Origin of the sequence: Streptomyces lucensis JCM 4490 (genome assembly GCF_014650035.1) — a bacterium.
Lineage (GTDB): Bacteria > Actinomycetota > Actinomycetes > Streptomycetales > Streptomycetaceae > Streptomyces > Streptomyces lucensis.
On sequence record NZ_BMUE01000006.1, the window covers coordinates 12,654 to 31,083 of the forward strand.

The window sequence follows — 18,430 nt, forward strand, 5'->3', positions numbered from 1 at the left end:
TGTCGCGGGGAGGCGGGGGCGGGGGCACGGGGGTTTCGGGGGGCGGTGCGGTTCCGGTGCCCTGTGCTTCGGCCGGGCGGGGGTCAGGTGGCCCGCGCGTGCGGGGTGCCGCCGCGCCCACCCGTGCCGCCCCGGCGGCACGGGTGTCCGCGGCTGGGCCGGCACGGCTGCCGGAAGCTACGGCGGCATACGGACCCCCGTGCCCACAGCCCCCAGGGGCGCGGGAAACTGCGCGACCAGCCACGACGAACCCGCAGGCGAAGCATCACCGATCACGCGCCGAAGACCAGCGCCCGGCTGGGCCGGCACGGCTGCCGGAAGCTACGGCGGCATACGGACCCCCGTGCCCACAGCCCCCGGGGGCGCGGGAAACTGCGCGACCAGCCACGACGGAGCCGCGGGCGTGACGTCGCCGGTCACGCGCCGGAGGCCAGCGCTCCCCTTCTCGGCGGGATGCCGGAGGGCACCGCGCGGGCTCGTGCCGGGGTGCCGGTCCAGCAGGTGCCGCGGCGAGCGAGGAGGCGGCGGAGCCAGAGTTCGAGGGAGATCAGCTCGGCGAGTCCGTCCAGCGGAAGAGGTTCACCGGCGGCCGCCGCACGCACCGCCTTGCGGACGACGCGGGCCTCCACCAGGCCGGCGTCCGCCAGCAGCGGGGTGGAGAACAACTCCAGCAGCGGGTCGGCCGACAGACGCAGGCCGGCGCGCGCGGCGGCCGCCGAGGTGGCGTGCGAGGGTGCGCCCCAGCCGGGCGGCAGATCGGTGACGCCGGCGCCCTCCAGAACCGTACGGAGGATGGCCGCGCGGGCGCCCGGCTGGACGCGCAGGGCCTCCGGCAGGTCACGGCAGGCGCGGACGACCTGGTTGTCGAGGAAGGGCGCGTGCAGGCGCTGGGAGCGGATCTCCGCGGCCTGCTCCAGCACGCGCAGATCGGCGGCGTGCCGGGCGAGGGCCGCACGCGCGCGGTGGTCACCGGGGCGCCGGTCGGGACCGGTGGCGGAGCGGTCCGCCGCGCCCTGCAGCAGAACCGATACTTCAGCCAGTGCCTCCCCCGTCAGCCACCGCGCGGCCGGCCCGGGGCCGGCCCAGGTCAGCGCGGCGAGGGACGCACCGACCGCCCCCTTGGGCTCGTCGAAGCGGCGCCGCATCAGCCCTTCGGCCAGCACCTCCAGACCCGCCCGGTAGGGCATGCGGGCCAGGCGCCGGGCGGCGCCGTACACGCGCGCGGGGACCATCACCGAGCCGTCGGCCCGGGCCAGGGCGGCGACCGGCCGCACCAGATGGCGCCGTCGGCGGTCCATCAGGAGGTCGGCGAGGCGGGCGGGGTGGGCGTCGAGGACCTGGCGGGCGCCGTGGCCGGTGAAGTGGTCGGCGCTGCCGGCGGCGAGCCGGGCACGGTGGCGGGCCGCCGTGACCAGTGAGGGCCCGGGCTCGTCGGTGAGGGGGCCGTCGAGGTCGGCGTAGGGCAGGGTCTCCTCGCCCCCGGTGACGACGACGTGGTGCAGCCGGGGATTGGCGGCGAGGGTGCCGGCGCGTTCGAGTTCGGCCTCGCGGCCGCCCACGGCGAGGTCGTTGAAGGTGACGGCGGAGAGCCGCTCGCCCGCGCCCGTGCCGTGGCCGAGGAGCGTGCCCGGTCTGCCGGGCAGCCCCGCCGCCAGCAGCGCGAGGGTGCCGGAGGCCGGTCCGCCGGACAGGTCGGCGCCGATCCCGGGCACCGGCATCCCACGTGCCGCCCGCCGCTCGGCGGGCCCCATGCCGGGCACCGGCCCGGGGTCGAGGTCGGGTACGTGCCGGGGCGCCGCGAGCCGGGTGCGGACCGCCTCCACCAGGGCGTCCCGTACGGCGTCCACGGCGCGGTCGGGGTCGGCCGGCGGCGCGGCCACGGCGAGGGAGGCGACGGGTTCGTACCCGGCGATCTCCCGGGCCCCGGCGCGCAGCACCAGCGCGTGCCCGGGCGGCACGCGCCGTACGCCGTCGTACGGGGTGGTGTCGCGCAGCGCGGCGGGCACGTCGGGGGCGGCGAGCAGGGCGGCCAGGTGACCGAAGTCCAGGTTGGCCTCGACGAGGTCGGCGAGGGGGAGCGCTGCGGTGGCGTAGGCCGTGCCGCCGGCCCAGGGGGTGTGGAACACCGGGCGGGCGCCCGCCAGATCGCCGCAGACGGTGATGCGGCGGCCCACCTGGACGACGGCCGTGTAGCTGCCGGACCAGGTCGTCAGGTGGCGCAGTGCGCCACCGCGCGCGGTGAACAGGGCGCGGCGCAGCTCCTCGTCGGAGGCGCCGCAGATGCCGAGGACCGCGATCCGGGTCTGTCCGTCGGACCGCACCACGCGCACCTCGTCCGGGCGCCAGTCGCCGACGGCCCACAACGGGTCCGGGTCGCCCCACAGGAGCTGGGAGCCGACCGGCTGCAGGCTCTCGCCGTCGTGGCCCACCGCGCCCGCGGAGCCGGTCCCGGCGGTGCCCGCGGCGGTGCTGCTCCACCCCACCAACCACCGCATCGACGCCTCCACAGGCTGTGGACCACCAGTGCACCGCACGAACAGGGTCCCCATGCTGCCATGAAGGACGCGCTCCCGAGGCTCCGTGGCGCCGCCTTCGATCGAGGGAATGCGCTCACGCGCGCGTGCCCGGCAGTACGCGAACTCCCGTACGATGCAAGGTCGGCGCGACGTGAATGCGCCCCTGAACGCGCCGTTTTGCCGCCCTTCGCGCCCTCAACTGCCGTGGTGAGGCACGGGGTCACCCGCGGGAGGCGGGGTCGATTTTCGGCCAAATCCGTGGCGGAGGGCGGGATGTGCACACGCTCCGTACAGGCTTCGCGTCGAGCGCGGGCGGCGCGTGACGCGCACAGTCCGGGAGGCGGGCCTCGCCTCCCGGACCGGTCCGCCACCCGCGGGGATGAAGGTGGCGGTGTCCCCCAGCCCACTGGATCCAGTACAGCGGGCCGACCCACGCAAGAGCCATGGAATCGCTCCCCCGATGGCCGGAGAAGAGCGCACGGACGGGCGCACGGCCACACGGCCGGGGGCACGTGAAGGCCCGCCGTGCACGGTGCGTACAGGGACGCACTCGCGTACGGACCACAATCCCGCCAACCGGAACAATGCCCCTTAACGCTTGGGATGCGGCGAACTACGCTGGGTTTACGAATGCCGCGTGGTTATGCCAGCGCGGCGGCCGTCTGTGTCGAGGGGTGGCGCATGTCCAGGGAGCAACGCGGGCCGAACGAGAAACTCGGCACCGTTCTCGCCCTCGCGGGAATCAGCAACGCAGGGCTCGCGCGACGCGTCAACGACCTCGGCGCCCAACGCGGATTGACTCTTCGCTACGACAAGACCTCCGTGGCGCGCTGGGTGTCGAAGGGGATGGTGCCGCAGGGTGCGGCCCCTCACCTCATCGCCGCCGCCATCGGGCAGAAGCTCGGCCGCCCGGTACCGCTGCACGAGATAGGACTGGCGGACGCGGACCCCGCGCCCGAAGTGGGCCTCGCCTTCCCCAGGGACGTCGGGCAGGCGGTGAGATCGGCGACGGAGCTGTACCGTCTCGACCTCGCAGGGCGCCGGGCCGGCTCCGGCGGCATCTGGCAGTCCCTCGCCGGATCGTTCGCAGTGAGCGCATACGCAACGCCCGCCTCCCGGTGGCTGATAACCCCCGCCGACAGCTCGGTCGCGCGCGAGACCGGCTCCATGGAGGGCTCGGGCGCACCGCTCAAAGTCGGCCACAGCGATGTGCAGAAACTGCGGGAGGCCGCCGAGGACGCCAGGCGGTGGGACTCCAAGTACGGGGGCGGCGACTGGCGTTCGTCGATGGTGCCGGAGTGCCTGCGGGTCGAGGCGGCGCCGCTGCTGCTCGGCTCCTACTCCGACGAGGTCGGCCGCGCCCTGTTCGGCGCCTCCGCCGAACTCACCCGCCTCGCCGGGTGGATGGCCTTCGACACCGGGCAGCAGGAGGCCGCGCAGCGGTACTACATCCAGGCGCTGCGGCTCGCGCGCGCGGCGGCCGACGTGCCGCTGGGCGGGTACGTGCTGGCCTCCATGTCGCTGCAGGCGACGTACCGGGGCTTCGGCGACGAGGGGGTCGACCTGGCGCAGGCCGCCCTGGAGCGCAACCGGGGACTGGCGACCGCCCGCACCATGAGCTTCTTCCGGCTCGTCGAGGCGCGGGCCCACGCGCGCGCGGGCGACGCGCAGGCCGCCGGCACGGCGCTGAAGGCCGCCGAGGGCTGGCTGGAGCGGTCCAGGGAGGGGGACAACGACCCCACCTGGCTCGGTTTCTACGGCTACGACCGGTTCGCCGCGGACGCAGCGGAGTGCTACCGCGACCTGAAGCTGCCGCGTCAGGTCCGGCGCTTCACCGAGCAGGCGCTGTCGAAGCCGACGGAGGAGTTCGTACGGTCCCACGGGCTGCGGCTGGTGGTCTCCGCGGTCGCCGAGCTGGAGTCCGGGAACCTGGACGCGGCGTGCGAGCAGGGCGTGCGGGCCGTGGAGGTGGCCGGGCGGATCTCGTCGGCGCGGACCGCGGAGTACGTGAAGGACCTCCTGCACCGGCTGGAGCCGTACGGGGACGAGCCGCGGGTCGTGGAACTGCGGGAGCGGGCCCGCCCGCTCCTGATGGCGATGGCGTAGGACCGCGCCCGCGCCGCCCGCCGGGCGGGTTTCCCGGGTTTGAAGCGGTTGTCAGTGGCGCAGTGCACTATCGACGGCGGAGGTGGTGCAGGTGCGGACCGGGGCGTACGACTGTGATGTGCTCGTGATCGGCGGTGGGATCGTCGGGCTGTCGACGGCGCACGCGATCACGCGGTCCAGGCCGGGTACGCGGGTGATCGTGCTGGAGAAGGAGCCGGGGCCGGCCCGGCACCAGACGGGACGCAACAGCGGTGTCATCCACAGCGGCGTCTACTACCGGCCGGGCTCGCTCAAGGCGCGGTACGCGGTGCGGGGCGCCGCCGAGATGGTGAAGTTCTGCGCCGAGTACGGCATCGCGCACGCCGTCACCGGCAAGCTGATCGTCGCCACCGAGCGGGAGGAGCTGCCCCGGCTGCACGCGCTGGTGCAGCGGGGGCGCGAGAACGGCATCCCGGTGCGGGAACTGGGTCCCTCGCAGATCACCGAGTACGAACCGGAGGTGCGGGGCCTCGCCGCCATACACGTCGGGACGACCGGCGTGTGCGACTTCGCGGGGGTCGCCGCGCAGCTGGCGCGGGCGTCCGGGGCGGAGGTCCGCTACGGCGCACAGGTCGTGCGGGTGGACCGGCGGCCGGAGCGGGGCGTGGCGGTGCTCACCGCGGGCGGAGACGTCGTGCGCGCGCGCGTCATGGTGAACTGCGCCGGGCTGCACTGCGACGAGGTGGCGCGGCTGACCGGGGACGAACCCGGGGTGCGCATCGTGCCGTTCCGCGGGGAGTACTACGAGCTGGCGCGGCCGGAGCTGGTGCGGGGGCTGGTGTACCCGGTCCCGGACCCCGCCTTCCCGTTCCTCGGCGTGCATCTGACCCGGGGCGTCGACGGGGGCGTGCACATCGGGCCGAACGCGGTGCCGGCCCTCGCCCGGGAGGGGTACGGCTGGGGGGTCGTGCGGCCCCGGGAGCTGGCCGGGACCATGGCGTGGCCGGGGTCCTGGGCGATCGCCCGGCGGCACTGGCGGTACGGGGCGGGTGAGCTGCGGCGGTCGGTGTCCAAGGGGGCCTTCCTGGAGGCGGTGCGCAGACTGCTGCCCGCGGTGGAGGCCGCCGATCTGGTGCGGGCCCCCGCCGGGGTGCGGGCGCAGGCGGTGCTGCGGGACGGGACGCTGGTGGACGACTTCCTGATCCGGGAGGGGGCGCGGACGGTGCACGTGCTCAACGCGCCGTCCCCGGCCGCGACCGCCTCCCTGCCCATCGGGCGGGAGGTCGCACGGCGGGTGCTCGGTCTGCTGTGAGGGCACCGTCCGGCCGCGCCGTAAAATCTGTCTTACTGTGTCTGACTCCCTGAACACCACCCCCGAAGCCCTGGCCTCGGCACCGCACGTGCCCGGGGTCTCCGTCCGGCACACCCGGGCCAAGGGCGAGCCGCGGTTTCCCGACGGGCCCAAGGCCGATCCGGCCGGATCACACTTCGAGCGGCGGATCCGCAGCTTCCAGCCACGGCGCAGCCGGGTGACGGCCGGGCAGGCCGACGCGCTGCAGCGGCTGTGGCCCCAGTGGGGGCTGGACATCGACGGGCAGCGGGTCATCGATCCGGCGGAGCTGTTCGGGAACGCCAACCCGGTCGTGCTGGAGATCGGCTTCGGGATGGGCGAGGCCACCGCCCGGATGGCCGCCGCCGACCCGGACACCAACATCCTCGCCGTGGACGTGCACACCCCGGGGCAGGGCAACCTGCTCAACCTCGCCGACCGGGACGGTCTGACGAACGTCCGGGTGGGCAACGGGGACGCGATCATCCTGCTCCGGGAGATGCTGCGGCCGGACGCGCTGGACGGACTGCGCGTGTACTTCCCCGACCCCTGGCCCAAGAAGCGGCACCACAAGCGGCGGCTCATCCAGCCCGAGTTCCTGACGCTCGCCGCCACCCGGCTGCGGCCCGGGGCGATCGTGCACTGCGCGACCGACTGGGAGCCCTACGCCGAGCAGATGCTCGAGGTGCTCGACGCGCACCCCGACTTCGAGAACACGCAGGCCGGGGGCGGTTTCGCGCCACGCCCCCAGTTCCGGCCGCTGACCCGTTTCGAAGGTCAGGGACTGGACAAGGGACACCTGGTGAACGATCTGCTCTTCCGGCGCGTACCGCACCAGAGCCGGTAACCGCCGGCAGCCCGGGCCGGCGCCGCGGGTCCCCCCGACCGCTCCAGAACCCCGCACCGTCACCGTTAGGGTCGATGCCGTGGCCACCAGTCTTCCGTACCCTCCTCCGCCCTCCAGCCCCGGTGCGGGGACGCTCCGTCACCCGCGCTGGTGGCAGCGCGGATGGGTGCGGTACGGAGCGCTGATCTCGTTGCTGGCGCTGTCCGGGCTGGTGATCCTCGCCCTCGTGCGGCGGCAGACCGGCACGGAGGGGCTCCTGGTCGGCTTCGGTCTGGCCGTGCTGCCCGTGCCCTGGCTGATGGCCGCCTTCCGGTGGCTGGACCGGGTGGAACCGGGACCCTGGCGCAACCTCGTCTTCGCCTTCGCCTGGGGTGCCTGTGCCGCGGCGCTGATAGCCATCGTCGCCAACAGCTTCGCGACGAAGTGGATCGCCACCGCCACCGCCGACCCGGCCGGCGCGGACACCCTCGGCGCGACGGTGATAGCGCCGATCGTCGAGGAGTCCGCCAAGGCCGCGGCCGTGCTGCTGGTGTTCCTCTTCCGCAGACGTGACTTCACCGGGATCGTGGACGGCGTGGTGATAGCCGGGATCACCGCCACCGGGTTCGCGTTCACCGAGAACATCCTGTACCTCGGCACGGCCTTCGGGGCCGACCAGGTCACCGGTGGCCGCGGCATCGCCTCGGTCACGGCCGCCACGTTCTTCGTGCGCGTCGTGATGTCCCCGTTCGCGCACCCCCTGTTCACCGTCCTCACCGGCATCGGCTTCGGCATCGCCGCGCTGTCGGCGCAGCGGCAGCACGCGCGGCGCGTGCTGCTGCCGTTGTGCGGGCTGCTGCTCGCCATGGGCATGCACGCCTTCTGGAACGGCTCCTCGACCTTCGGCCCGTACGGCTTCTTCGCCGTCTACGGCGGCTTCATGGTGCCCGCGTTCGCGCTGGTGACCTGGCTGGCGATCTGGACGAGGCAGCGCGAGCTGCGGACCGTGCGGGCGGAGCTCCCGGCGTACGTGCTGGCCGGATGGCTGGGACCGGGCGAGCCGTTCGCGCTCGGGTCGATGCGGGCGCGGCGGATGGCCCGGGAGTACGCCCGGCACCACTTCGGGGGCCGGCCGGCGGCCCAGACCGTGGCCCGGTACGAGGCGTGCGCGACCTCGCTGGCGTTCCTGCGGCACCGCGGGCGGCGGGGGCGGGCCGGGGCCGACTTCGTCGTACGCGAGCGGGAGCTGCTGACCGAGCTGTGGGCGCACCGGGCGATGGCGCGGCCGGCCCTGGAGTACGCGGCCAGGGCCTCCGCCCAGATGCCCCTCCACTGGGCGGCGGCACCGCCGGCGTACGGATATCCGGCGGCGCCGTTCCCCGCGTACAACCCCTACCGGACCTAGGGTCTTTCTTTCGGACCAGGCCGGCTCCGGTCGACGGCGGCTTCCGACCGACCCGAGCGGGGTCCGGGGCCGAAGGGGGCCCGGGGCCGCCGGCTCGTGCGCCGTCCCGGAGGCGGCCGGCGGCGCACGCCGGGCGAGGTCAGGCCGACGCCTCCGTCAGCTGCTTCAGTTCCGTGTCCGTCAGGGTCAGCTCCGCCAGGCCCAGCAGGGCCGGGAGCTGACCGGCGGTCCGGGCGGAGGCGATGGGGGCCGTGATCGTCGGCTGCGCGGCGAGCCAGGCCAGGGCGACCGTCGCGACCGGGGCCCCGTGGGCGGCGGCGATCTCGTCCAGGGCCGCCAGCACACGCTGCCCGCGCTCGGAGTCGGCGTGCTTCTGGGCGCTGCCTGCGCGGGCGCTGTCGACGGCCGCACCGGGGCGGTACTTGCCGGTCAGGAAGCCCGAGGCGAGGGAGAAGTACGGGACGGCGGCGAGGCCCTCGCGGGCGGCGAGGTCCTGGAGCGGGCCTTCGTAGGTGTCGCGCGAGACCAGGTTGTAGTGGGGCTGGAGGGCCACGTAGCGGGCGAGACCCTCGCGGTCGGAGAAGTCCAGGGAGGCCCGCAGCCGCTCGGGGGTGATGTTGGAGGCGGCGATGTGCCGGACCTTGCCCGCCTTCACCAGCTCGTCCAGGGCGCCGATGATCTCCTCGACCGGCACCTCGGGCTTGTCGAAGTGGGTGTAGTAGAGGTCGATGTGATCGGTGTCCAGGCGGCGGAGCGAGGCGTCGGCCGCCGCCTTGATGTTGGCCGCGGACAGACCCGGGTACTCCGGGTGCTGGCTGACCTTGGTGGCGATGACGACGTCGTCGCGGTTGCCGCGGGCCTTGACCCACTTGCCGATGATCGTCTCGGACTCGCCGCCCTCGTTGCCCTCGATCCAGGCGGAGTAGGAGTCGGCGGTGTCGACGAAGTTGCCGCCCGCGGCCGCGTAGGCGTCGAGGACGGCGAAGGAGGCCGCCTCGTCGGCGGTCCAGCCGAAGACGTTGCCGCCGAGGCAGAGCGGGAAGACCTGGAGGTCGGAGGAACCGAGTGTGCGCAGAGAGGTCATGCCTGACGTCAACGCCGGCGGTGGATGATCGCATTCCGCCGCCGGCGCCGGGTCTCCCCGCCGGGATGCCGCCCGGGGCTGCCGGGCGGGACGGGTCAGGGGTTGAGGCCCTTGCCGTGCAGCCACGCCATCGGGTCGATGCCGGTGGCGTCGCCGTTCGGGTGGACCTCCAGGTGGAGGTGCGGGCCGGTGACGTTGCCGGTGGCGCCGACACGGCCGATGACCTCGCCGGTGGAGACCTTCTGACCGACGCTGACGCTGATCGAGGACTGGTGGCAGAACCACAGCTCGGTGCCGTCGTCCAGGGTGAGGACCGTGCGGTAGCCGTAGGAGCCGGCCCAGCCCGCCTGGGTGATCGTGCCGCTGTGGATGGCCTTGATGAGGGTGCCGGTGGGAGCGGCGAAGTCCAGGCCGGTGTGGTGGCCGGAGGACCACATCGAGCCGGCCTCGTTGAAGGTCGAGGTGATCGTGTACGCGGACGTCGGCAGCGTGTACTGCTTGGCCAGCTCGGCCAGCCGCTTCTCCTCGGCCGCCTTCTCGGCGGCGGCCTCCGCCTTCTCCTTGGCCGCGGCGGCCTTGGCGGCGGCTTCCTTCTCCGCCTTGGCGGCGGCGGCCGCGGTCTGCTTCTCGGCGGAGGCGAGCGCGGCGGCGGTGGCCTTGCTCTCGGCCTGGCCCTTCTGCTGCTCGGCCTGGGCCATGATCCGGTTGCGCAGGGCCTCACCGGCGTCGGTGTCCTGCTCGCCGTCGGTGGAGGTGACGCCGACGGCGCTGAGCGCGGTGGTGGTGGCCTCGGGCGCCTCGGCGGCGTCGCCGTCGTCGAAGAGGGAGCCGACGGAGGGCAGGTCCGGCAGGGAGATGGAGACCGGGGGCTTGCCGGTGTTGGCGCTGGCCATGCCGCCCGCGCCGACCGCGGCGATCACGCCGACGCCGAGGACGGTGGAGCTGCGGGCGAAGCCGCCGCGCTGCTTGGCGACGCGGTGCCGGCCGCGGACCGGGGCGACGGACTCCTCGGTCGGGTTCCACTCCTCCCAGGGCCCCTCTTCGGCGCGGTAGGAGCCGTAACCGAAGGTGTCGGTCTCGCGCTGCGCGGGTATGAATGGGGCTTCGGGGACAGGCCGGTTGGACGCCACGCGGGCGTACTCCTTTCCTTCCTCCGCCTACCGGGTTAGCTGACGGGTTCGGAGCAGGAAGGTCTCCTACGCGCGTACACCGGCCGTGGACACAAGTGGTTCACGGCGGCGTTCGCGAGATTCACCCCAAGGTGGTGGTTCCCCGGTTCCCTCACGGGATTCGGCGCGTGCGCACGGAGCCGCCTTCGGTGACGGCTGGGACGACCGCGCTGCGTTATCGAACGTTAATAGACTTGCTGGTCACTTTCCAAGCTGTTCGGCTTGATCACTTGGGTTCGGGCGCGGGGACTTAACCGCCAGGAACACCGCGAAGCGGGCGAGTTGGCCGGTATTCAGGAGCCTCGGAAGTTTTGATGGTGACTCAGGTGTGATGCGGGCGGCGGTCGCCCGATCACCGTTCGTGAGGGCGGCGGAGGCGCCCCCCGGCACGAACCGCGCACGAACCGGGGCAACACTCAGGGCCGGAATCCAGTACTGGATTCCGGCCCTGAGCCTTCAGTAGCGGGGACAGGATTTGAACCTGCGACCTCTGGGTTATGAGCCCAGCGAGCTACCGAGCTGCTCCACCCCGCGTCGTTGTGTCTCTACTGTACGCCATGCGCGGCGCCGAATGCACATCGGTTTCCCGCAGGTCCCGTGGGCGGGGTCCCGGAGGGGCGCGGCTCAGCCCGTCAGATGCGCGTTCGGAGCCTTGGCGAGCGCCTCGAACTCCGGCAGGACGACGACCTCGGCTCCCCCGCCGCGCAGCACGCCCGTGCCGTCGGCCGCCGCGACGAAGGTGTCGGGCTCCCGCCAGGCGGTGACCACCCGGCGCGGCCCGGCCCGCAGGATCAGCTCGGCGCAGGGCGCGGGGCGGGAGGCGCGGCGGGCGCACGGCTCCAGGCTGCTGTAGACGGTCGCGCCGGCCAGCCGCGGGTCGGCCGGGTCGGTCTTCGCCAGCGCGGCCTCCTCCGCGTGGACCACGGGGTCGTCGCCCTCCCGGGAGTGGCCGCGGGCCAGCTCGGTGCCGTCGGCGGCGACCACGACGGCGCCGACGCTGAAGGCCGTCGCGGAGGGCGGACACAGGGCGGCGAGCTCACACGCGGCGCGCAGCCAGTGGCGGTCGGCCGCGGTGACGGCCGGGCCTTCGCCGGGTGCCGTGGGCTCGTAGCGCATGAGGACGACGTCCTCGATGCGGCGGGTCTCGGTCAGGCGCAGCCGGCCGCCCTGGTACGGCCCCGGCCCGAACAGCCGCGGGGCCGCCGGATCGCCGACGAACAGCGGGGCCAGGACCAGCTGCAACTCGTCGGCGAGCCCCTGCTGGAGGAGCTGGGTGTGGACGGTCCCCCCGCCCTCGACCATCAGGCGGCCGACCCCGCGCACGTCGTGCAGGTGCTCCAGCAGGGTCCGCCAGTCGAGCACGGGGCCGAGCGGGACGACGTCGGCGGTGGCGCCGAGGAGGCGGGCGGCGCGTTCGGCGCCCTCGTCGGTGGTGCAGACGAGCTTCTCGCCACCGGTGTGCCAGAAGTTGGCGTCGGGGTCGAGGTCGCCGGAGGCGGTGACGGTCACCTTGAGCGGGTACTCCGGCCTGCCCTCCCGGACACGGGCCGCGCGCCGCTCGGCGGAGTTGACCAGCAGGCGCGGATTGTCGGCGCGGATCGTGCCGGCGCCGATCAGGATGGCGTCGACGGAGGCCCGTACCGCGTCGACCCGGTCGAAGTCGGCCGGGCTGGAGAGCAGGAGACGCTCGGGGCCGGTGTCGTCCAGGAAGCCGTCGAGGGAGACGGCGGCGGACAGCAGCACGTACGGCAGGGGCATCGGCGTACTCCCTCGCGGCGAACCGGCGGGCCCGCCGAGTCTTGGTTAAAGTTTTAAACAAACTTACACTGGCAACATGACGACCCGCTGGCTCACCCCCGAGGAGCAGCGCGCCTGGCGCGCCTACATCGCCGCCTCCCGGCTCCTGGAGGACGCGATCGACCGGCAGCTCCAGCAGCAGGGCGGCATGCCCCACCTGTTCTACTCCGTGCTGGCCAACCTCTCCGAGGCGCCCGACCGGCGGCTGCGCATGACCGATCTCGCGGAAACGCTGAAGATCACGCGCAGCAGGCTGACGTACGCGGTGACCCGGCTGGAGCGGGACGGGCTGGTGCGCCGGGAGGACTGCCGCTGGGACAAGCGCAGCAGCCTCGCCGTGCTGACCGACGAGGGCATGACCGTGCTGGAGCGTACGGCACCCGGGCACGTCGAGACGGTGCGCACCACCCTCTTCGACCGGCTCACGCCGGAGCAGGTGGGACAGCTCGAGGAGATCTGCACGGGGATCGCGCGCGGGCTGCAGGGGGAGGACGACGACGAGCGGGCGGCCACGGAGGACGTGCCGTGGCGGCGGCGGTCCTCGTGCTCGGGCTCCGGGCCCGAGTGAGCCGGCCCGTGCGGGCCGCCCGGCCCATAGTTCGTTGCTTTAACTTTGAAGCATGAGATAGGGTCCCGAACCTGACTGACTTCTGCTTCAAATCTGAAGCAGAAAGCCCGGTACGGCCAGGACCCTGGAGACCCGCATGCCCGACACCCCCGCCGCCAGCCCGCGCGCCCGCGTCCGGGTACCGCTGCGTTTCCACGACGGCTACAGCGCCGACGCGGAACTCGTCACCTTCCACGGGCTCACCGACGGCCGGGAGCACGTCGCCGTCGTCCTCGGCGACCCCGGCCCGGTGCCGCTGGTGCGCCTGCACTCCGAGTGCCTGACCGGCGATGTCCTCGGCTCGGCGCGCTGCGACTGCGGGCCCCAGCTGCGCGAGGCGGTCGAGCGCATCGCCGGCCGCGGGGGCGTGCTGCTCTACCTGCGCCAGGAGGGCCGTGGCATCGGCCTCTACAACAAACTCGACGCCTACGCCCTGCAGGACCAGGGCCTCGACACGTACGAGGCGAACGCCGCCCTGGGCCTGCCGGAGGACGCCCGGGACTACACGGCCGCCGCGCAGATGCTCACCGCCCTCGGCATCGGCGAACTGGACCTGCTGTCCAACAACCCCGACAAGGCGGAGCAGTTGCGCGCCCGGGGCGTCGCCGTACGGGACCGGGTGCCGACCGGCGTCTTCACCACGGCCCACAACGTCCGCTACCTGCGCGCCAAGGTCCTCCAGACCCAGCACACCCTGCCCCTGGCCGAGCTGGACGAGCCGGCCGGCCTCGCGGAGGTCTGCGCGGGCTGAACCGGCGGCCGGGTCACGGTTCCCGCCGGCCGGCCGGGAGGCGGAGGGCCGGGAGGATCGCGAGGCTCAGCATGACCGCGGCCAGGGCGTAGGCGATGCGGAAGCCCGCCGGGTCCGCGCCCGCCGAGCCCAGCACCACCGACAGCACGGCCGTGCCGACGGACGCGGCGATCTGCGAGTTGATGCTCAGCGCGGTGCTCGCCCCGGCCAGCCGGTCCACGGGCAGGTCACGGGTCGCCGTGGTCATCGTCGGCATCAGCGTCATGCCGACGCCGGCGCCCATGACCATGCCCGCCGCGACGATCCGCCAGGGCGCCACGGCCGCCGTGCCGGTCTGCCAGGCCGTCAGCGCCATCCCGAGGGCCGCCACCGCGCACCCCACCACGATCACCCCGCGCGGCGACACGCGGTCGATCCGCCGCGCAGCGACCTGCATCGTCGTACCGACCACGAGCCCGACCGGCGCCCCGAGCAGCCCGGCCGCCGTCGCGGTCATGCCCCGCTCCTGCTGCCAGTACAGCGGCCCGAGCAGCATCGCCCCGAAGTAGCCGCAGGTGAACGGGGCGAGGGTGCGAACGGCGGCGCCGAACGTACGGTCCCGCAGCAGCCGCAGGTCCAGCAGCGGGGCGCGGACGGTCAGCGCCCGCCGCACGAAGGCCACCGTGAGGGCGGCGCCGGCGAGCGTCGGTACCAGGACGGCCGGTGCCGCGAAGTCGCCGCGCTCGCCGCCACGGGCGAGGCCGTACAGGAGCAGGGCGAGACCGGGCGAGAGCATCAGCAGGCCCGGGACGTCCAGCCGGGGCGGGTCGGCGCGACGGGTGTCCGGGGCGTCCTCGGGCAGGAGCCGGACGGCGAGGATCAGGGCCAGGACGCCGACGGGCAGGTTGATCAGGAAGATCCAGTGCCAGGAGGCGGCGTCGACCAGCCGGCCGCCGAGCACCGGGCCGGCCACCGGGCCGACCAGGATGGGCAGCCCCAGCAGGGCCATCGCCCGGCCGAACCGTTCCCGGTCGGCGACCCGCATCCCCATCGCCATGCCGACCGGCTGCAGCAGTCCGCCACCCAGCCCCTGCACCGCGCGGAAGGCGATGAGGCTGCCCGCGCTCCAGGCACAGGCGGCCAGGAGGGAGCCCAGCGTGAAGAGGGCGAGGGCGGTCACGTACGTCCGCCTGGCGCCGAGCCGGCCCATCGCCCAGCCGGCGGTCGGGATGACCGCGGCGAGCGCGAGCGTGTACGCGGTGGCCGTCCACTGGATGGTCTCCAGCGGGGCGCCGAAGGACTCCGAGAGGCGGCGCATCGCGACGTTGACGATCGTCATGTCGAGCACCGCCATGACGGTGCCGAGCACGACGACGGTGATGACGCGGTAGAGGACGCCGGGCGGTGCCGCGGGGACGGTGCCGGTGGCCCTTGATCCGGAGGTCTCGGCGGGCTCGGCGGGCTCGGCGGGCTCGGCGGGCTCGGCGGGCTCGGCGGGCTCGGCGGGCTCGGCGGGCTCGGAGAGCCGCGCAGACCGCGCAGACCGCGCGGGTTGAGGGGCGCTCATCGTTCCGTCCCCCTCAGCCCGCGTAGGGGTGCTCGGCGCGGGCGGCTCGCAGAACCCGTCCCCACCAGCCGAGCTGGCCGAGCATGCCCTTAGCGGCGCCGGCGCACAGGGCGGCGTCGCGGGGGATGCCGTCCTTGTCCAGGCCGGACCACGGCCCGTGCAGGCTGACCGAGTCGCGCACGGTCACCGCGTGCATCTCCGCGAAGACGAGCCGGAGCTGCTCGACCGCGCGCAGACCGCCGCCGAGGCCGCCGTACGACACGAAGCCGACCGGCTTGGCCTGCCACTCGGCGCGGTGCCAGTCGACGAGGTTCTTCAGAACGGCCGGGAAGCTGTGGTTGTACTCGGGCGTCACGATGACGAACGCGTCCGCTGCGGCGAGCCGCGGCGAGACCTCCCGCAGCGCCGCGGCGGCCCGCGGATCCGGCGCGCCGCCCCAGCCGGGCATGACCAGCGGCAGGTCCACGTCTGCCAGGTCGATGACGTCGAGGTCGAAGCCCGCCTCCTCACCGGCGGCGGTGAGGAACCAGTCGGTGACGGCCCGGCCCTGCCGGCCCTCACGCACGCTGCCGACGACGACGGCGACGCGCAGCGGGACCTCCTCGGCGCGGGCGGCACCGGTCCCGGCCTCGGTCTCGGCCTGGATCTCGGTCTCGGTCTCGGTCTCGGTCACGGTCACGGAAAAAGTGGACGCAGGAGCGGACACGGGTATCCCCCATCAGTTGGCGGGCGGCCGCTCCCGGCGGTCGCCTCGTCAGCAAACTACAACGCTCGTTGTAAAAGTTACAACGTCCGTTGTAGTTCGGTTAGAGTGGCTGCTCGAGAGGGAGGCGGATGTGGGCGAAACGAACGAGAAGCGACTGGAGCGGGCGCGCCGCGAAGTCTCACCGCGCAAACTGGAGAAGCAGATGGCCATCGCGAGCGCGTCCTGCACGCTCTTCGGCCGTGAGGGCTACGCGCGCGCCTCGGTCGACGCCCTCGCCGCCGAGGCCGGCATCTCCACGCGCACGCTCTACAACCACTTTCCCGGCGGCAAGGCGCAGCTGTTCCAGACCGTGGTGACCTGGACGTCGAACGAGGTCCGCGACGCCCTGCTGTCCCGCCTGCGCGCCGTGCTGGACCCGGAGCGCCCGCCGCGCCCCGACGACCTCGAACGCGACCTGGTCTCCCTGGCCCACGCCTTCGTCGGCGCGATGAGCGACTACCGGGACCACTTCGCGCTCGTCCGCCACATCCACGCGGAGGCGGACCACGTGCCGCCGGAGGTCCTCGACGCCTGGCACGAAGCGGGCCCGGAACCGGTCGCCCGGGCCGTCGCCGCGGCGATGGCGAACCTCGCGGACGCCGGCCTGCTCGACCCCCACGGCGACGCGGAGCTGACGGCCGCTCATTTCATGGCCCTGACCTCACACACCATCGTCCAGTCCACCCACTACGGCGTCCTCCCCCTCCCCCCTGAGCAGACGGACCACCTGCTCAGGGGCGGGGTGAAGGCGTTCCTGCGGGCGTACGGCCCCCCGGGCCGGCCCTGACCACCCTGGTGAAAACGCCGCAGCGCCCGGGCCGACCGAAGTCGGCCCGGGCGCTGCGCAGCAGGTCGGAGGGGGTGCCCCCCGCCTGCGACCCGTAGGCCCTGTGGGACTCGAACCCACAACCAATGGATTAAAAGTCCACTGCTCTGCCAATTGAGCTAAGGGCCCGGGCGATGTTGCCTGTCCGAGCATAGCGGGACGCGGCCGTGTCTCCGATCGGGTATCGGGACCGGCCGCGTCGCGCGGTGCGGACGGCGCGGGTGTTGGTCACTTTTCGACCGGTTCGCGGGTGGGCGCGGGGGCCCGGCCGAGGAACCAGTGGCGGGCCGAGGCCAGCCACCAGGTCGCGGCGAAGCCCAGGACGACCAGGACGGCCACGGGGGCGTAGTTGAAGGTCTTCCAGGTGACCGGGGAGACCTGCGGGAGCATGAAGAGGACCGTGATCAGGCCGACCCAGGCGACCGAGACGACGCCGACCGGCTGCGACCAGCGGCCCAGGTGCCAGGGCCCGCGTTCGAAGGCGGCGCCCTTGCGGACGCGCAGGAACGTCGGGATGACGTACGCGATGTAGAGGCCGATGACCGCGATCGAGGTCACCGCCGCGTAGGCCGTCGAGTTGATGAGGTAGGGCAGGCCCAGCGCGAGGGCGGCCAGCGCGGCCAGCCAGACCGCCGCGACGGGGGTGCGGGTGCGCGGGCTGACGGTGTGCCAGAGGCGGGAGAACGGCAGCGCGCCGTCCCGGGAGAAGGCGTAGATCATACGGCTGTTGGCGGTGACGGACGCCATGCCGCAGAAGAGCTGGGCGCCGATCACCACCAGCAGGAGGAGCTTGCCGGACGTGGCGCCGAGGGCGTCCAGCAGGATCTGGGCGGGCGGCGCGCCCGTGGGGGACGCGAGCTCGTCGTCGTACGACTGGATCGCGAAGGTGAAGCCGAGGAGCAGGACGAAACCCGCGATCCACGAGGTCCAGATCGAGCGGACGATGCCCTTCGGGCCCGCCGTGGCGGCGTCGTGGGTCTCCTCCGTCATGTGGGCGGAGGCGTCGTAACCGGTGAACGTGTACTGGGCCATCAAAAGGCCTAGGAGGACGACATACGCGCCGCTGCCCCAGCCCGTCTCGTTGACGAAGTGCGTGAAGACGAACGACGCCGACCGGTGGTGGTCGGGGACGAGGGCGAGGGCGCCGACGATGACCGCGACGCCGAGGACGTGCCACCACACGCTGACGCTGTTGAGGAAGGCGACGATGCGGACGCCGAAGGTGTTCAGCAGGCCGTGGAGCAGGAGGATCGCCGCGAACAGCAGCACCGTGCGGCCCCGTGTCACCCCGAAGCCGAACTGCAGGTTCAGGTAGGCGCCGAGGAAGGACGCCGCGCCGAAGTCGATGCCCGCGGTCACCGCGACCTGGCCCAGCACGTTGAACCAGCCGGTGAACCACGCCCAGGCCGCCGCCGAGCGCGGTGGCGCGAGGCGGTGGGCCCAGAAGTACAGGCCGGCCGACGTCGGGTAGGCGGAGCAGATCTCGGCCATCGACAGGCCCACGAACAGGGTCATCAGGCCCACCGCGACCCAGCCCCAGGTGATCACCGCGGGGCCGCCGGTGGTCATGCCGAAGAGGTACAGGGTGAGGCAGCCGGACAGCACCGAGATGATCGTGAAGGAGACGGCGTAGTTCGAGAACGCCGACATGCGGCGGGCCAGGACCTGCGTGTAACCGAGCTGGGCCAGCCGTTCCTCGTCCGACAGGCCGGCCGGCCCGCTGGCGCTCGCGTCATCTGTCAT

The 18,430-nt window shown here is 73.5% G+C and carries 14 protein-coding genes, 2 tRNA genes and 1 riboswitch; of the genes, 7 read left to right on the forward strand and 9 right to left on the reverse strand.

Annotation, left to right across the window (positions count from 1 at the left end; all coding sequences use genetic code 11):
- Nucleotides 1-416 precede the first annotated feature (416 nt).
- A complete protein-coding gene (locus IE177_RS15220) occupies nucleotides 417-2,495 on the reverse strand; it encodes an asparagine synthase-related protein (protein ID WP_190015875.1) in 2,079 nt (692 codons plus the stop codon).
- A 702-nt stretch (nucleotides 2,496-3,197) separates the two neighbouring features.
- Between IE177_RS15220 and IE177_RS15225 the strand changes: the two genes are divergently transcribed.
- The 4 genes from IE177_RS15225 to IE177_RS15240 all read left to right on the forward strand — a co-directional run bounded on the left by IE177_RS15225 (nucleotide 3,198) and on the right by IE177_RS15240 (nucleotide 8,162).
- On the forward strand, nucleotides 3,198-4,622 hold the full coding sequence (locus tag IE177_RS15225) for an NsdA family TPR-like regulatory protein (protein ID WP_190015876.1): 1,425 nt from the start codon (nucleotides 3,198-3,200) through the stop codon (nucleotides 4,620-4,622).
- A gap of 82 nt (nucleotides 4,623-4,704) precedes the next feature.
- A complete protein-coding gene (gene lhgD, locus IE177_RS15230) occupies nucleotides 4,705-5,913 on the forward strand; it encodes an L-2-hydroxyglutarate dehydrogenase (protein ID WP_190015877.1) in 1,209 nt (402 codons plus the stop codon).
- A 37-nt stretch (nucleotides 5,914-5,950) separates the two neighbouring features.
- Nucleotides 5,951-6,778, forward strand: a complete 828-nt coding sequence (gene trmB / locus IE177_RS15235; protein WP_190015878.1) for a tRNA (guanosine(46)-N7)-methyltransferase TrmB — start codon at nucleotides 5,951-5,953, stop codon at nucleotides 6,776-6,778.
- Nucleotides 6,779-6,857: 79 nt separating this feature from the next.
- The gene (locus IE177_RS15240; RefSeq protein ID WP_190015879.1) at nucleotides 6,858-8,162 is read left to right on the forward strand and encodes a PrsW family intramembrane metalloprotease; all 1,305 of its coding nucleotides are present in this window, start codon (nucleotides 6,858-6,860) and stop codon (nucleotides 8,160-8,162) included.
- Nucleotides 8,163-8,301: 139 nt separating this feature from the next.
- Here IE177_RS15240 and IE177_RS15245 read toward each other — a convergent pair whose 3' ends face one another.
- From IE177_RS15245 to IE177_RS15260, 4 genes are all read right to left on the reverse strand, one after another.
- Complete coding sequence (locus IE177_RS15245) at nucleotides 8,302-9,246, reverse strand: aldo/keto reductase (protein ID WP_190015880.1); 945 nt, start codon at nucleotides 9,244-9,246, stop codon at nucleotides 8,302-8,304.
- A 95-nt stretch (nucleotides 9,247-9,341) separates the two neighbouring features.
- The gene (locus tag IE177_RS15250) at nucleotides 9,342-10,376 is read right to left on the reverse strand and encodes a M23 family metallopeptidase (RefSeq protein ID WP_190015881.1); all 1,035 of its coding nucleotides are present in this window, start codon (nucleotides 10,374-10,376) and stop codon (nucleotides 9,342-9,344) included.
- Between the two features lie 9 nt (nucleotides 10,377-10,385).
- Nucleotides 10,386-10,552, reverse strand: a riboswitch (cyclic di-AMP (ydaO/yuaA leader).
- A 323-nt stretch (nucleotides 10,553-10,875) separates the two neighbouring features.
- Nucleotides 10,876-10,949 (reverse strand) — tRNA-Met (locus IE177_RS15255).
- 90 nt (nucleotides 10,950-11,039) lie between these two features.
- Nucleotides 11,040-12,173, reverse strand: a complete 1,134-nt coding sequence (locus IE177_RS15260; protein ID WP_190015882.1) for a dihydrofolate reductase family protein — start codon at nucleotides 12,171-12,173, stop codon at nucleotides 11,040-11,042.
- A 76-nt stretch (nucleotides 12,174-12,249) separates the two neighbouring features.
- On the opposite strand from IE177_RS15260, the gene IE177_RS15265 reads away from it, so the two are divergent.
- Nucleotides 12,250-12,780: a MarR family winged helix-turn-helix transcriptional regulator gene (locus IE177_RS15265; protein WP_190015883.1), complete on the forward strand. Its 531-nt coding sequence runs from the start codon at nucleotides 12,250-12,252 to the stop codon at nucleotides 12,778-12,780.
- Between the two features lie 136 nt (nucleotides 12,781-12,916).
- Nucleotides 12,917-13,570 (forward strand): GTP cyclohydrolase II, encoded by a 654-nt coding sequence (locus IE177_RS15270; RefSeq protein WP_190015884.1) that lies wholly within the window; start codon nucleotides 12,917-12,919, stop codon nucleotides 13,568-13,570.
- 13 nt (nucleotides 13,571-13,583) lie between these two features.
- On the opposite strand, the gene IE177_RS15275 is transcribed toward IE177_RS15270, so the two are convergent.
- Both IE177_RS15275 and IE177_RS15280 read right to left on the reverse strand, forming a co-directional pair.
- Nucleotides 13,584-15,116 (reverse strand): DHA2 family efflux MFS transporter permease subunit, encoded by a 1,533-nt coding sequence (locus IE177_RS15275; protein WP_229816045.1) that lies wholly within the window; start codon nucleotides 15,114-15,116, stop codon nucleotides 13,584-13,586.
- Nucleotides 15,117-15,129: 13 nt separating this feature from the next.
- Nucleotides 15,130-15,762 carry an NADPH-dependent FMN reductase gene (locus IE177_RS15280; protein ID WP_190016210.1) on the reverse strand — a complete coding sequence of 211 codons (633 nt, stop codon included), beginning with the start codon at nucleotides 15,760-15,762 and terminating at the stop codon, nucleotides 15,130-15,132.
- A 190-nt stretch (nucleotides 15,763-15,952) separates the two neighbouring features.
- On the opposite strand from IE177_RS15280, the gene IE177_RS15285 reads away from it, so the two are divergent.
- The gene (locus IE177_RS15285) at nucleotides 15,953-16,648 is read left to right on the forward strand and encodes a TetR/AcrR family transcriptional regulator (protein WP_190015885.1); all 696 of its coding nucleotides are present in this window, start codon (nucleotides 15,953-15,955) and stop codon (nucleotides 16,646-16,648) included.
- A 95-nt stretch (nucleotides 16,649-16,743) separates the two neighbouring features.
- Here IE177_RS15285 and IE177_RS15290 read toward each other — a convergent pair.
- Together IE177_RS15290 and IE177_RS15295 are read right to left on the reverse strand one after the other, a co-directional pair.
- Nucleotides 16,744-16,816, reverse strand: a tRNA-Lys gene (locus tag IE177_RS15290).
- A gap of 99 nt (nucleotides 16,817-16,915) precedes the next feature.
- Nucleotides 16,916-18,430 (reverse strand): amino acid permease, encoded by a 1,515-nt coding sequence (locus IE177_RS15295; RefSeq protein WP_190015886.1) that lies wholly within the window; start codon nucleotides 18,428-18,430, stop codon nucleotides 16,916-16,918.

What these genes read in the sequence shown, in the direction of transcription:
- IE177_RS15270 (WP_190015884.1), top strand. Translation starts at nt 12,917, where the DNA reads ATGCCCGACACCCCCGCCGCCAGCCCGCGCGCCCGCGTCCGGGTACCG.
- IE177_RS15265 (WP_190015883.1), top strand. Translation starts at nt 12,250, where the DNA reads ATGACGACCCGCTGGCTCACCCCCGAGGAGCAGCGCGCCTGGCGCGCC.
- IE177_RS15275 (WP_229816045.1), bottom strand. Translation starts at nt 15,116, where the DNA reads ATGAGCGCCCCTCAACCCGCGCGGTCTGCGCGGTCTGCGCGGCTCTCC.
- IE177_RS15245 (WP_190015880.1), bottom strand. Translation starts at nt 9,246, where the DNA reads ATGACCTCTCTGCGCACACTCGGTTCCTCCGACCTCCAGGTCTTCCCG.
- IE177_RS15220 (WP_190015875.1), bottom strand. Translation starts at nt 2,495, where the DNA reads ATGCGGTGGTTGGTGGGGTGGAGCAGCACCGCCGCGGGCACCGCCGGG.
- IE177_RS15295 (WP_190015886.1), bottom strand. Translation starts at nt 18,430, where the DNA reads ATGACAGATGACGCGAGCGCCAGCGGGCCGGCCGGCCTGTCGGACGAG.
- IE177_RS15260 (WP_190015882.1), bottom strand. Translation starts at nt 12,173, where the DNA reads ATGCCCCTGCCGTACGTGCTGCTGTCCGCCGCCGTCTCCCTCGACGGC.
- IE177_RS15225 (WP_190015876.1), top strand. Translation starts at nt 3,198, where the DNA reads ATGTCCAGGGAGCAACGCGGGCCGAACGAGAAACTCGGCACCGTTCTC.